This is a genomic window from Paraflavitalea sp., from assembly GCF_059502485.1.
Window position 1 is genome coordinate 2,752,894 of the sequence record NZ_JCACET010000008.1, and the last position, 15,801, is coordinate 2,768,694.

General features: G+C 49.4%; 7 protein-coding genes. 5 read left to right on the forward strand and 2 right to left on the reverse strand.

Going from position 1 to position 15,801, the window contains the following annotated elements; translation table 11 throughout:
- Positions 1-19: 19 nt before the first annotated feature.
- A complete protein-coding gene (locus tag AC5JBY_RS13775; RefSeq protein ID WP_495905181.1) occupies positions 20-799 on the reverse strand; it encodes a response regulator transcription factor in 780 nt (259 codons plus the stop codon).
- A complete protein-coding gene (locus AC5JBY_RS13780) occupies positions 796-3,894 on the reverse strand; it encodes a ligand-binding sensor domain-containing protein (protein WP_495905182.1) in 3,099 nt (1,032 codons plus the stop codon). The genes AC5JBY_RS13775 and AC5JBY_RS13780 overlap by 4 nt, the downstream gene beginning before the upstream one ends.
- 241 nt (positions 3,895-4,135) lie before the next feature.
- Between AC5JBY_RS13780 and AC5JBY_RS13785 the strand changes: the two genes are divergently transcribed.
- The 5 genes from AC5JBY_RS13785 (at position 4,136) to AC5JBY_RS13805 (ending at position 15,796) form a co-directional block, all read left to right on the forward strand.
- The gene (locus AC5JBY_RS13785; protein ID WP_495905183.1) at positions 4,136-6,178 is read left to right on the forward strand and encodes a beta-L-arabinofuranosidase domain-containing protein; all 2,043 of its coding nucleotides are present in this window, start codon (positions 4,136-4,138) and stop codon (positions 6,176-6,178) included.
- A gap of 120 nt (positions 6,179-6,298) precedes the next feature.
- Positions 6,299-9,082: a SusC/RagA family TonB-linked outer membrane protein gene (locus AC5JBY_RS13790; RefSeq protein ID WP_495905184.1), complete on the forward strand. Its 2,784-nt coding sequence runs from the start codon at positions 6,299-6,301 to the stop codon at positions 9,080-9,082.
- Between the two features lie 6 nt (positions 9,083-9,088).
- Positions 9,089-10,831 carry a RagB/SusD family nutrient uptake outer membrane protein gene (locus AC5JBY_RS13795; protein ID WP_495905185.1) on the forward strand — a complete coding sequence of 581 codons (1,743 nt, stop codon included), beginning with the start codon at positions 9,089-9,091 and terminating at the stop codon, positions 10,829-10,831.
- Positions 10,832-10,860: 29 nt separating this feature from the next.
- Positions 10,861-14,004, forward strand: a complete 3,144-nt coding sequence (locus AC5JBY_RS13800; protein ID WP_495905186.1) for a SusC/RagA family TonB-linked outer membrane protein — start codon at positions 10,861-10,863, stop codon at positions 14,002-14,004.
- Positions 14,005-14,014: 10 nt separating this feature from the next.
- On the forward strand, positions 14,015-15,796 hold the full coding sequence (locus AC5JBY_RS13805) for a RagB/SusD family nutrient uptake outer membrane protein (RefSeq protein WP_495905187.1): 1,782 nt from the start codon (positions 14,015-14,017) through the stop codon (positions 15,794-15,796).
- The last annotated feature ends 5 nt before the right edge of the window (positions 15,797-15,801 follow it).

The following is a 15,801-nucleotide window of genomic DNA, read 5'->3' on the forward strand; positions in this document are numbered from 1 at the left end:
CAAAGCCGGGATAGGCGCCTTATTCCTTAGTCTCTTTGCCCTTATCGAGCGAGTGGATAAATTCTGTTGGAGAAAGACCGAATTGCTTTTGAAAACTCTTGCCAAAATAGGTCTGGGAGCTATAACCTACCATATCGGCCACCTCATACACTTTATAACTGCCTTCGGCCAGTAAAGTGGCAGCCCGTTTTAACCTTGTTACGTTGATCAGCTCATTGGGAGTAAGCGAAGATATCTCTTTCACTTTCCGGTAAAGCGTTGGCCGGCTCATATTCAGCTCCCGTGCCAGGTCGTCTACATCGAAATGTTCGTGATGCATCTTTTCAAGGATAATGGAATTCATCTTTTCAAGGAACTGCTCATCGGCACGTGTAAAAGCGATGCTTTTGATATGAGCAAGATGTGAGGTAGCGAAATAATCCCGCACCTTACTTCGGTTGCTCAGGAGGTTCCTGATCTGAACATGCAAATACTCGGGTGAGAATGGCTTTTCTATATAAGCATCAGCCCCATGCTCCAGCCCCTGTATTTTTGATTGAAGGGTGTCTTTAGCGGTTAATAAGATCACGGGAATATGACTCAGCATAAAACCCGATTTCACCTGCCGGCAAAGTTCGAACCCATCCATCACCGGCATCATCACATCGCTGATGATAAGGTCCACCGCTTCAGCCTCCAGCATGTTCAGCGCAGCCTTTCCGTTGAAAGCGATCTTTATTTCATAATGCCCACTCAGGTCAGCCACCAGGAAGTCGATGATATCTTTGTTGTCGTCTACGAGTAATACAATAGGTTTCATTGAGGTACGGTTATAGATGTTTCCAATACGGATGCTTGTTGCAAAGGCAACGACAACACGAATACATTCATGCCCGCAGCTTCGTCAACAACTGCCTTTAGCTGACCCTTATGAAGTATAGCCAGTGACCGGGCCAGCGCAAGGCCAATACCACTGCCGGCACTGTTGGCAGCTTCTTTTGTCCGGAAGAAAGGTTCGAATATCTTCTCCTGTAAGGCCGGATCGATCAGCAATCCATCATTCATTACCTGTAAGGTCAGCGTTTCTGTATCGGCCGTCAACTGGACCGCTACCTTGTCTGCCCCGTATTTGATAGCATTGTCAAAAAGATTGTTCACGATCTTCTGGAAGGCATCCACATCCACCTGCGCCACTACTGGCTGAGAAGGCATCGCTAAGTCAATCTGCATACCCGACTGACCAGCGAGGAAACTGAACGACTGAAAGCTATCGGTAATAAGCTGGCGCACATCAGTAGGGGTGAATCGAAGCGTATAAGTATTGGCCTCTACCTTCCGGAAGTCAAGTAGCTGTGTTGTCAACTCCAACAGACGCTTGGTGTTCCGGTCCATCAATCTAAGATGAGCTGAGACATCTGTTGGGTGATCGTTCTTTTCCAGCAACCTTTCCATAGGAGCCCTGATCAGGGTAAGCGGTGTGCGGATCTCGTGCGCTACATTGGTAAAGAAATCGATCTTGGATTGATAATGCTCCTTCTCCTTCTCATGTTCCAGCAACTCCAGGGCACGCTTCGTTTTTTCGGCAGTCCTGCGGTGATAGCTGCGTACTATGAAGAACACCAGCCCAATGGCCAGCAAGGCATACAAGGCATAAGCCCAGCCGGTTGCCCAGAAAGGAGGACGTATGTACAGCCGCAATGTGGCCTCCTGCTCACTCCAATGAACACCATCGATAGAAGCCTTTACACGGAATGTATAGTGGCCCGGCGACAGACGTGTAAAATATACCCTGCGGTTCACGGGCAGCAGGTTCCAGCCTTTATCTAGCCCTTCCAGTTGATATTGATACACGGTCATCTCGGGCGAAGCAAAACTCAGCGCCGCAAAGTCGATGCTGAAAGAGTTGTTGTCGTGCGGTAGCGTCCATTGATGTGTAATCACTGAAGGCAGCACAGGTACATTGGTGCCGCTATCCGTACTCAACTGCAGGTTAGTAATAAAAACAGCCGGGTGATAAACAGTCTGTCTTGTCACAGAAGGCGGGAACCGTACCATGCCTTTCACACTGCCGAAACAAAGACGACCCTCCCGGTCTTTATACGCTGAATTGTAATTAAACTGATCACTCAGCAAACCATTGGCGCGCGTAAATACATGAAAAGCCTCTTGCTGAGGTTGATACAGCACAAGCCCTTTCGTGGTGCTGATCCAGATATGATGCTGGTCATCTTCAATGACCTTGAACACAAAATTGGAAGGCAGGCCATTGTCGGTAGTGAAATAGCGAAAGGTCTGCTGCCTGGGATTGTACAGCATAAGGCCGGCATCTTCTGTCGCAAACCACAACAGGCCACGGCTGTCTTCATATACGGAGTTGATGCTATTGCTGACCATGCCATTGTCTCCGGTTGAGCGGATGTTGCCATTGGCGCCGGTGAATGGGTTGAAATAAAATACACCTTCCCCAAGCGTGCCTGCCCACAGGGTACCGTCTTTCGCTTCCACAACACTATACACAAAAGCATTGGGAGGTATTGCCTTCACCTTGTCAAACCCATCATTGGCCGGATAGTACTGGTAAAGACCTTGACGGGTGGCTACGTAAATCGTACCGTTGCGGCTCTTGCAAAAACTAACAATGAAATTACTTTTCAGGTCCATAGGCCCATTACCGGCCTTGTAATGCCGCACCACTTTACCGGTCCGGATATCCAGTACATCCAGTCCATGCTCATACGTGCCGATCCACAAACGATCACCGTTTACCAGCAAGCCATGAATATTGTTATATACAATACTGCCCGGTTGCCCGGTTGGCTGGAAATGCGTAAACTGTCCGCTGGTTGTATTTAGTTTATTAAGTCCGCCATCTTCCGTCCCGATCCAGAGATTACCATCATGATCACCGGTGATCTCCCTTACTACATTACCCACCAGCGAATGCGGTGTGCCTTCAGGGGCATATTTCTCGAATACAATAGATTGCTTTGCATAATAATTGACGCCACCAAAGTAAGTACCTGCCCAGATGCCACCTTCGCGGTCCTTGCAAAGCGAATACACGGCATTGTCCGAAATAGAATAACTGTCCGTGAAATTTTTGGTGAGATGCGTATATGTATGCGAAGTAAGATTGTAAATGTAAATGCCCGACTCGGTGGCAATCCAATACTCATTGCCGTCTCCCTTCAAAAAGTCACGGGCATATATCTCGGTCTTGTCGGCATTATAAGTAAGCAGGTCTTCATAAGTCCTGCTTTTTGTATCGAACAACTTGACACCCTGGTTGGTAGTCGCTACCAGCAGGTGTCCGTCATCCGTTTCCATCACCTTTTCGATACGCCGTGAAGTGGCCGGGGGAGAATGATCGAAGACATCGAAACGTTCAAAACTATCCTGCTGTGCATTATAGTGATAGATGAACCCATTGTTGGAGGGTGCCCATACCTGTTGATTGCGGGCCACGCAAATAGAAGTAAGATCAGGTACCACTGCAAGAGGATATTCGGTGAGATGGCCGTCGCGTTGCTGATAACGCAACAGCCGGTTGCCATTGATCACCCAGAGGTTGCCCGATGCATCACTGTTGATATCACGGATACCCCGGGCAGGAATGGGCATAAAACGTGCAAATTTTTCAGAAGCGGGATAATAACGATAAAGCCCCTGGGCGGTACCCACCCATAAGACACTATCACTGTTTTGATGCAGGCTGAAGATAAAATTGTTGCCGATGCTGTTGCTGTCACTGCGTGTTTGCCGGAATACTTTGAAGCGATAACCATCAAAACGGTTCAGCCCGTCGCGTGTGCCAAACCACATAAAACCCTGCCGGTCCTGCAGGCTGCAGAAAACCGAGTTGTACGAAAGGCCGTTTTCCACCTGGTAACGCCTGAAATAATAGGGTTGGGACATACCATCGGATACCAATCCGCAACACAATAGGCAAAGCAATAGTCTGATAAAATACATAATACACGTGGCATCACAGGCCTTCGGTTTAAAGGTAACCCATTTTACAATCCACCTTCCGGTACCCACAACCCATTTTTGAACGATACAGACAATTGATACGCATTTGAGAAAACTTGAGACAGAATATGGAACCCGCTACAGATTTTACAAGTTTCTTTGACGCCCACGTACAGAAGAAAAAATGAAAAAGATTGTTTGCATAGCAGGCCTCGTATTGGCGGGATGGACAGGAATGGCACAACAGCAGAAAGAAAAACAGCCACAGGCAAAACCTTTATCCTCGCTGCACTATACAGAATTACCCCTTGGTAGCATACAGCCCGAAGGCTGGTTAAAGAACCAGCTCCACATCATGAAAAATGGCGCTACCGGGCACCTCGACGAATATTACTGGAAAATAAAGAACGACAACGGATGGCTTGGCGGAAAAGGTGATGACTGGGAGGAGACACCCTATTGGCTGGATGGAGCACTGCCACTGGCCTATATACTCAACGATGAAGCCTTGAAAGCAAAAGTGCTGCGGTTCGTAAACTGGAACATCGAGAACCAACGCCCTTCTGGTTTCTTCGGCCCGCTGTCTAAAGCAGAGCGGGAAGGTAAAACAACAGAAACATCACCCGACAATGGAGCCGACTGGTGGCCACGCATGGTCATGCTGAAAGTGATCCAGCAATATTATTCAGCTACCAAAGATCCCCGCGTACTGCCCTTCATGACGAAATACTTCAGGTACCAGCTCACAGCACTGAAAACCTGCCCGCTTGGAAAGTGGAGTGAATGGTCTACCGCCCGTGGTGGCGATAACCTTCTGTTGATCTACTGGCTTTATCGCCAGACAGGCGATGCGTTTCTGTTACAGCTCGGTGACCTGATCTATCAGCAAACAACTCCCTGGACACAACTCTTCGGTGCACGCAACTGGGTGATGGAAGCAGCAGCCCAACAAAATGGTGACCACTGGATGGACCGGCACGGCGTGAATGTAGGTATGGCGCTGAAACTGCCTGCTGTACAATACCAGGCTACACGCAATAAAAAACAGATCGATAGCCTCGATACTGGCTTCCGTGATCTGATGACACTACATGGCCTTCCTTATGGAATGTTTAGCGCAGATGAAGACCTCCACGGAAACCTGCCCATGCAAGGCACGGAGCTTTGCGCTATTGTGGAAACCATGTATTCATTGGAAGAGATCATTCCCATTACCGGCAACCACAGCTATGCCGATGCATTGGAAAAGATGACCTTCAATGCACTGCCTACACAAACAAATGACAACTATACGGAGCGGCAATACTTCCAGGTAGCCAACCAGGTGGCAGTGAAACGCGGTGTGTCAAACTTCTCATTGCCGTTCGACCGCGGCATGAACAATGTGTTTGGTCCTTACGCAGGATATACATGTTGCACAGCCAACATGCACCAGGGCTGGGCAAAGTTTGCCAGCCACCTGTGGTATGGCACGCCTGCAGGCGGACTGATGGCTATGCTCTATAGTCCGAACACACTCAATACAATCATTAAAGGAAAGAAAATAAAGGTGAAAGAAGTGACCACCTATCCATTCAATAGTGAAGTGAAGTTTATCATCGATGCGGCAGCACCGGTGAAGTTTCCGATGCAATGGCGGGTGCCCTCCTGGTGCAAAGCAGCGACAGTAAAGCTGAATGGAACCCTACAGAATATAAAGCCTGTTAATGGGATCATCACACTTGATCGTACCTGGCAAACAGGCGATGAAGTGATACTTGATTTTCCTATGCAGATCACTACCACCAACGGCGGACGTAATTCGCGTAACATCGAACGCGGTCCTTTGGTCTACGCATTGAAAGTGAAAGCAGAATGGAAACGTGATAGCCTGCGGGGCGAGAAAGAATTTACAGAAGGCCCCTACGATGAGATCATACCACAAAGCGATTGGAATTATGGGCTATTGAAAAAAGTAGTGGACGATCCTGCCCGCCATACAACCATACAAACGAAAGCTGTAGGCGATGATTTCATCTGGAACGAAGCCAACGCACCAATTGAGATTACCACTGTAGCTAAGAAAGTTACCGATTGGGTGCTCAACGGTAATGCCGTGGCCGATCAGCCCATCACAACCCGTGCAAATGTTTACCAGGGTAGGGTAGAAGAGCAGGAACACCGTATAGTATTGATCCCTTATGGATGCACCAAACTACGTGTGGTGGCATTCCCCGTAGTAAAATAACAACACGCAAAAAGCAGCAACCGATTGATACAGGAGTGAGAAACAATGATACGCTATTCTGAGTCACTTCAGTAAGCGTATTCTAATTTTCCAAACGATTTATCAACGGATTTGCTGCTTATGAAAATACAATTACACCCCATTCACCTGGCGACAGGAACACTGTCGCTCCTGTTAAGTATCACTTCGGCAGCGCAGGCGCCGAAAGATACCATAGAGCCGAAGATGACCGATACCGGGACCATCAATTTGCTCTATAGTAAAACATCTCCCCATTTCACAGCCACATCCACCCAGACATTGTACCCGTCTAAGCTTACCCGTATGCCGGTTACGAATGTATTGAATGCAATGGTGGGGCAGGTAGCAGGATTGTACACCAACCAGAACAGTGGATCGCTCACCTCTGACCAGGTTAGCCTTTCCTTAAGAGGCAGGAATCCTGCCATTTATGTGGATGGTATCCTGCGGCCCGATTTGGTTGGTTTTGATCCCGGCCAGATTGCTTCCATTACCGTGTTGAAAGATGCATTGTCCTTATCTACACTCGGTGTGCGGGGAGCCAACGGCGCTATCCTCATCACCACCCGCAAAGGAAGTATATCCAAACCTGCCATCACGCTCAATGTGAACACTTCCTTCCAGCAATCTATCAATGAGCCGCGCGTGCTGGATGCATACCAATACGCACAGCTGTATAATGAAGGATTGGCAAACGATGGTTTGCCGGCAGCTTACAGTGCAGCCGACCTGGAAGCATACCGCACAGGAACCGATCCATTCGGCCATCCCAATGTAGACTGGCGACGTGAGATACTGGAAAAAACACCCATGTTCAACCAGTATGTACTCAACGCCAGTGGGGGAGGACGCGCAGCACGTTATTTCGTATCCCTCGAACACACACGGCAGACAGGTATCTTCAAGACCACACCGGCCAATACCTATAATACAGACAACGACTTTAAACGCTACGTCATCCGCTCGACGGTTGATGTCAACATCACCAAACGATTGAAGCTGGGCGTAAACCTGTTTGGTAGCAATTATAATGTGAACTATACCGGCGCCCTGCCCTCACAGTTGTTGGGAGCCCTCTTCACTACGCCCAACAATGCCTATCCCGTTTACAATGAAGACGGCAGCTATGGAGGCAACCAGCAATACCAGAATAACCTCAAAGCAGGAATCTTCTCATCCGGATATGGTGAGAACTACTTCCGTACAGTGAGCGCCAACTTCTCACTACGCCGCGAGTTGGACGACCTGCTGCCCGGCCTCTATGTAAATGCAGTAGCATCCTATTATTCTACACTGCGAGAAGACATCAACCGCGCTAAAAGCTTTGCTGTATACCAGCGACAGGTATCACCAACAGGACAGGTCTCTTACCTTAAATATGGCAACGATGGATTGCAGGCCAATGGCAACAGCATCAACTTCCAGCGTCGTTACGATTACCTCGAGTTTACAGCCGGTTACCAGAAACAATGGGGCAGGCATCACCTGAATGCAGTAGTATTGGCCAATCGCGATAATTCTGTCAATGGAAACGAGTTGCCCTACACCGTGCAGGGATTGGCTGGTCGGTTGGCATACAGCTTCGATCAACGATATGTGCTGGAGATTGCTACCGGGTACAACGGCTCCAACCGCTACCCCGATAACGGCAATACAAAATATGCTTTGTTTCCGGCGGCTGGTCTGGCCTGGAATATCGATCAGGAAAAATTTGCACAAGGCATCAGTTGGTTGTCGACCCTTAAACTCTATGGGTCTTACGGTATCACTGGTAACGATAACCCCGGATATTTCCAATACCAGCGCCGCTATATATCAGGCAATGGCGTCATCTTCGGCACAGCAGCAGGTTCACAGGGAACATTGGTAGAACCACAGTTACCCAATATCGGACGCGGATACGAAAAAGCAGCCAAACTCACCATTGGTCTTGATGGAAGCTTCTTTCAAAAACGCCTGGGCATTACAGCAGAATTTTACACCGATAGATATTATGATCTGTTAATACAACGTGGCAGTAACACGGGTTTACTCGGCAATAGCTATCCCGACGTCAACGCAGGCCGTCAGCGCTTTTCGGGTGTAGACCTCCAGTTGAGTTGGCAAAGCCGCGAAGCAGCAGCATTTACTTATGTGGTAAGAGGAGTACTGGGATTGCAGGGCTCCAAAGTATTGTACATAGATGAAATACCACAGCCTTATCCCTGGATGCAACGCACCGGTGAGAGAGTTGGCAGGCCCTTCGGATTTATAGCTGACGGATTATTCCAGAATGATACAGAGATCGAATCCGGCCCCAAGCTCGAAGGCTTCAGCTACAAACCCAAGCCAGGCGATATACGCTATAAAGACCTCAACAACGATGGCATCATCAACCAGTTCGACCAGGCGCCTTTTGGCAACGATGGCCCATTGATCACCTATGGACTCAATGTCAGCGTAGCCTATAAAGGGTTCGACTTCTTTGCACTCGCACAGGGAACAGCCAACCGGGACTTCTTCTTGTCTGGCGGCAGCTACTATGCCTTCCAGGCCAATGGATTTGGACAAGCCTATGAACACAACCTCGGCCGTTGGACCCCTGCCACTGCCGCTACAGCCACTTATCCGCGCATGACCATAGGATTCAATGACAACAATTATCGCTATTCATCCTATTGGATGCGCTCGGGCAATTACCTGCGGCTAAAGACGGTGGAGCTGGGTTACAGCCTGCCCGATCATCTTGCGAAAAAAGTATGGCTGCAGGGAGTACGGGTATATATAGGTGGCACGAATCTGCTCACCTTCTCTTCCCTCGAAAAAGGGATCGACCCGGAGATCAACCTGGGAGCCTATCCTGTACAAAGACTTTACACCATCGGCATCAACGTAAAATTTTAACCCATCATGAAGCAACATAGATACATTACCGTTAATACCGGTTGGTTCCTGCTGCTGTTGACCTTGCTGGTGGCCTGTCGCCGGGAAGAAACAGAACCACTCGACTTCAATTCACCGGAGCTGGTGTGGGACCCTGCCGATTCCAATGCGGTGAATGCACAAGCCTACCTGCGTGGCGTATACGGTACATTGCCGGGAGGTTTCAACCGCATTGCCGGTGACTTTCTCGACAACGCTGCCGGCGAAGCAGTTACTTCTCGTAACACTGTAACCGGCACCACTGTAGCCTTCTTCACCAACGGCGCGCTCACAGCCAACAACTATCCCGATAATTACTGGTCAAGAGGCTACGCTGGTATTCGATCTGCCAATATATTCCTTACCAATATCGACAAAGTGCCTGTACGGGCTGCTGCACCCACCCGCAATAAGGCGTGGAAAGCAGAAGTGCGTTTCATTCGCGCTTTACACTATTGGGAATTGGTAAAACGGTACGGCGGCGTTCCCCTCATTGGCGATAACGTGTTTAACTATACCGATAACCTGCAACTGCCGCGCAATACATTTGAGGCTTGCGTAAATTATATTGTCAGCGAATGCGATGCCATCAAAGAAGATTTACGTGCGGTAGGAGCCATTGCAGATGCTGAGCTGGGCAATATTCACAAAAGCTGTGCAGTAGCACTCAAAATGCGGGTACAGCTCTATGCTGCTTCGCCTTTGTTCAATGGTGGCGGCGTTTCAGGAGATGCCAATCGGAAAGCATTGACAGGGTTCACAACAGCCGATCCCGGTCGCTGGCAAAAAGTAATAGATACCTACAATGAATTTAATTCGCTCGGCTACTACAACCTCAATACTACCTTCTTCAATGTATTCAATGCAAAGAAGAATACAGAAGTGATCCTGGCAAAGCAGTCGCCCAATAACTTTGATCTTGAACTGTCACAATCTCCTGTTGGTTTTACAGCACCCAACGTCTCACTGGGTCAAACGAGTCCTACACAAGAGCTGGTGAATGCCTTCCCAACCCTCAAGGGAGGAACGATCACGGAAGACATCAAAACAGCCGGCAACCCTACAGGCTACGATGCTGCAAGCCCGTACGTAAACCGTGACCCCCGCCTGGGTTGGACGGTTTTCTTCAATGGCACGATGTGGCAAAGACGTCCAGTGGAAACATTTGAAGGAGGAAAAGACAAGCCCAACGCGATCAATACGACCCAAACAAGAACTGGTTACTACCTGCGTAAGTTCCTGGGCGATTTCGGCAATGCTACAGCCTATTCCAACCAAAGCCACAACTTCCCCCTCTTCCGCTACGCAGAGATCATTCTCAATTACGCAGAAGCACTCAACGAAATGGGGCGCACAGAAGATGCCGTAACACAAATAGGATTACTGCGTAAGCGTGCCGGCATCACGGCTGGCTCTCCCGCACGCTATGGCATCAAAACATCCATTACACAGGAAGAGATGCGGACATTGATACAGAATGAAAGACGTATTGAACTGGCTTTCGAGGAACATCGCTTTTACGATATACGCCGCTGGAAGATTGCCCCACAGGTATTGCAGGGCAATATGACAGGAGTCACCATCACGAAAGATCCTGTTGGCGGAACACTCACCTATACCTACAACAAGCCAGTAGAGGCCATGAGCTTTAACAATAGGCTGTACTACATGCCACTGCCATACGACGAAGTATTAAAGAACCCCAACCTTGTACAGAACGAGGGCTGGTAAACATATTCAACGACATAATCCCTGGAGCAATGAAAATCTTTATACGATTGCTGATAATCATGAGTACGATCACCCAGCTCGCCTATGCACAGGGGCGTGTCATAACAGGTGTCGTATCCGGTAAAGAAGGGCCGCTGGCCGGCGCTACCGTTACCGAAAAAGCATTCCCTGCCAATGCAACCGCCACCGACAATGAAGGCCGCTTCACCATCACCCTGAAAGGCCCCAAAGCAGTTTTGTTGGTTGGCTCGGTTGGTTATGCTACGCGCGAACTAACGGTCAGTGCTTCCAATACCATCACCACCAAACTCGAAGAGCAACTCACCAACCTCGATGATGTGGTAGTGGTAGGATATGGAAAACAAAAAAAGATCACCCTCACGGGAGCAGCCAGCTCCGTGACCGGCGAAAGCATCCGGCAGAATGCCTCTGCCAGTTTGCAAAACACACTGATGGGAAAACTGCCGGGCTACACCTCCCAGCAACGTTCCGGGCGGCCCGGAGGAGATGGAGCTGAGTTTTTTATCAGGGGACAAAGCACCTTCGCTGGTAACAACGCTCCCCTCATCATAGTAGATGATATCGAATTCAGCTATGACCAGTTTCAGCGTATCGATCCCAACGAAATAGAAAGCCTCACCATCCTGAAAGATGCTTCTACGACCGCTATCTATGGTGTGCGGGGTGCCAATGGAGTAGTGGTGGTCAACACGCGCCGCGGTGCAGTAGGCCGTCCGCAGATCACGGTGCGCAATGAGTTCTCCCTCATGCAGCCCACCAAATTTCCCGAATACCTGAACGCCTACGATGCCGCCAGGTTATTTCGCGAAGCGCAGATCAATGACAATGCCAACCTGCCAAGTCCGGCGCCCAACTACAAACCCTATTTCTCAGAAGACGATGTAGAAAAATTCCGTACACACTCGAGCCCATACACCCACCCCGATAACAATTGGAGAGATATACTCTTTAAACAGTTCAGTAACCAGAATCGTGTCAATGTAGATGTGTCAGGTGGCTCCGATAGAGTGAAATACTTTGTATCAGCTGGCTACCTCTACCAGGGCGGCATACTGAAAGATTTCAGCAAAGGCGAAGGATACGACAACAACTACTTCAACAAGCGGATCAACTACCGCTCCAACCTGGATATTACAGTGACCAATAATCTGAATGCCCGTGTTGATCTGTCTGGCAACGTCAGTGAGATCAATACACCCCGCGTAGGATCACCCTTCAATTCCAACGATGTGTTTTGGGAAATAGGGCAGTGGCGTAGCCTTACGCCCTTCAACTATCCCATTTACAATGAGGATGGCAGCTTTGGCTACAGCTATTTCCAGCAAAGCTTCGGCGCCAATTACAACAACAACATGGTGAACAACATCGTTGGTCGCCTTAAATACTTTGGGTACAACCGCTCCTTTGAGAACAACATGGCCCTCAATGCCACGCTCACCCAAAAACTTGACTTCATCACACCCGGCCTCTCGGCCCGTGGAGTGCTGGCCTATTCCAGCGCCTATGGTTATGGACGCAGCCTTACACGCGACAACTTCCCATCCTTTGTAAACGATACCATTGCCAAAGCCTATATACCCCGCGATCCGGCCGTCCTGCGAGTGCCTGCTCCCGGGTTGGGTTATTCACCCAACAGTACACTGCGCGTGTTGAACGCACAGCTGCAATTGAATTATGACCACAGTATCGGGCACCATCATCTTACCATTCTTGCACTGGCCAACCAGAACACCCGCCTGGCGGCAAGCGGAAACGTGATCTATAACTTTGTGCCCGCCAACTTCCGGGGCCTCACCGGCAGGATCAACTACGATTACAAACAGAAATATTTGTTGAGCCTGGTTAGCGCCTACAATGGTAGCGATCGCTTTGCCGAAGGCAACCAGTATGGATTCTTCCCCGCTGTGTCGGTAGGATGGAACCTTAGTCGCGAGAACTTCTTCAAAAGCGCACTGCCTTTTGTTGATCAGTTCAAAATACGCGGATCTTACGGAATGGTAGGCAACGATAAATTCGGCAATGCTGATTACAATAACCTTACCTATTACTACCTCCAAACCTATAACACCGGCAACGGGGTGAACGGTTACGCGGGATCATTCGGTACAACCGACAATGGCTTCACAGGCATCTCCGAAGGGCAGATGGCCAACCCCGTGGTAACCTGGGAAAAACAAAAAGAATATAACCTGGGTATCGACCTGGGTTTATTCAACAAGATAACAGCCTCCATCGATGTGTTTCGTAAAGACCGATACGATATCCTCTTCACAAGAGGTAGCGTATCATCCCTGTTTGGGCAAACCTTGCCGGTAGTCAACATTGGTAAAGTAAAGAACATCGGCATGGAAGCACAGATCACTTATCGTGATGTGATTGGCGATAACTTCCGCTTCAGCATCGGAGGTAATTTCTCCTACGTCAAAAATACCATCGTATACCAGGACGAAGCACCACAGATGTATCCCTGGATGGCCTTTACCGGTAAGTCTATCGGAGCCATCCGTGTATACCAGTATGAAGGCTTCTACAACGATAAGACCGACATCGCCAACAGCCCGGCCACACCGCTGGCGGTCATTCCCGGCGACCTGAAATTTGCTGACCTCAACGGCGATAACAAGATCGATGCATTCGACCAGTATGTTAGCGAATATGCCAACTTCCCACGTATCGTATACGGCATACCACTCAATTTCGAATACCGCAATTTCTCGGTCAATCTGCTTTTTCAGGGAGCAGCACAGTTCAACGTAAGAGGCATTGCCGAACAGATACAGGCATTCTCTACCAACCTGCAGCCGATCCATCTACAGGCATGGACAACCGAACGCGGCAACCAGGCAAAGTATCCGGTACTCAGTTACGTAAGTCGCATCTCCGATCCGCGCGCTTACCCGGCCGATTTCTGGTACCGCCGTGGAGATTACATCCGCCTGCGCAATGCGGAGATCGCTTACAATGTACCCGGCTCTTTGCTGAAGCGATTCAGGGTGCAGGGACTGCGCATCTATGCCAACGGCACCAACCTGCTGCTGTGGAGCAAGCTGGATAACCTATACCAGGTCGATCCCGAAGTAAGCTCCGGCAGCGACCGTGTACCCTATCCGCCACAACGTATGTTCAACTTTGGCCTCAGCCTTAGCTTTTAAAAACAGCACAATGAAAACATTACTCAACTATACGATTGCCTTGGTCATTGCCATCGTGCTCATACAAGGCTGTAAAAAGTCAACCGATTTTTTGGATAACAGGGCCTCTACGGCCCTCAATGAAGACCTGGTATTTTCCGATAGCATACGCACTATGCAGTTCCTTGGTCGCATCTACCAGGACATAGGTTTCTGGTTCAATCCAGCCCGCTTTAGCGGCGCCGGTAATACCGATGTGGTGACCGACGATCAGGAAACCCTTTCAGGCAATACCGCCGCGCCGCAAGTACTGTTGGTTACAGGAGCCTACAATGCCCTCACAGGAGGTGGAGGATTGATGGGCGATTGTTACAATGTTGCTTACGCAAATATCCGCCGGGTGAATCTCCTGCTGTCCAAATTGCCCAACACCCCTTTGGCAGAAAGCACGAAGCAAAGGATCGCTGGAGAAGCACGTTTTCTCCGGGCCTGGTTCTACTACCAGTTGATGATCTCATTTGGAGGCGTGCCCCTCATAGGCGATAAAGTATTTGGCATAAGCGATCTGATCAACCTGCCGCGCAATACCTGGGAAGAATGTGTGAACTATGTCGTCAGCGAATCCAATGCCTGCGCGCAGATATTGCCTTCTGTCACCGGATATGCTGATCCCGATTATGGTCGTGCTACCAAAGGCGCAGCCCTGGCCCTCAAATCAAAAATGTTGTTGACTGCCGCCAGCCCACTCTTTAATGGAGGCAGCATGGAAGCCGATGCAGCTGTGAAGCCCCTGATAGGATATCCTTCAGCCTCACCGGCACGTTGGCAGGCAGCAGCCGATGCAGCAAACGAAGTCATTAACTCAGGCCAGTATACCTTGTACATCGACAAAACAACCCGCCCTGCGGAGCCCGGATATGGATTTGTGGGAGTATTCCTCACAAGAAACCAGCTGCCCACACCCGAATACATCTTTGCATTTTACCGCGGCAACAATAAAGACATGGAAGCCTACTTCACCACACAAAGCCGTGGAGGAAGTTCCAACAGCACACGCGCTACCCAAAGCGTTGTCGATGCCTTTCCCACCATTAATGGTAAGCCTATCACAGAAGACATAAAATCTCCTGCAAACCCAACGGGCTATGATGCGGCCAATCCTTATGCCAACCGCGATCCACGTTTTGGATATTCCATCATACACAATGGCGCATTGTATTACAGCACCTCCACGTCCAACAGAGCGCCCGTAGACACCTACCAGGGAGCGCCCGGACAAGACGGTTTTCCCGGAAACCTCACAGGGTATTTCATACGAAAAATGTGCGACGACAATATCTCAGCCAATAGTAGCTTCACCACCCAGCGGGCCTGGCCCCTGATCCGTTATGCAGAGATACTATTGAACTATGCAGAAGCGATCAACGAAACAGGACAAACCAGCCAGGCATATGCACCTCTTATCAAACTGCGTGAGCGTGCTGGCATCCTGCCCGGTGCTGATAACAGTTACGGTCTGAAGGCCGGAATGACACAGGACGAAATGCGCACCGTCATTCGTAATGAGCGTCGTATCGAGCTGTTTGCAGAAGGCATTCGTTACGACGATATCCGTCGCTGGAAAATAGCGACCATGCTCGACGGTAAATATGGCCAGGGAATGAAGATCACCAAAACAGGAAGTACTTTCACATACGAGGTCATTACTACCAATGTCAATAGACATGGGTTCAAAGAACGCAATTATCTCTGGCCGATACCAGATGGAGAAGTGCGGAAAATGCCGGCGATGCTGCAAAACCCCGGCTATTAAGAGAA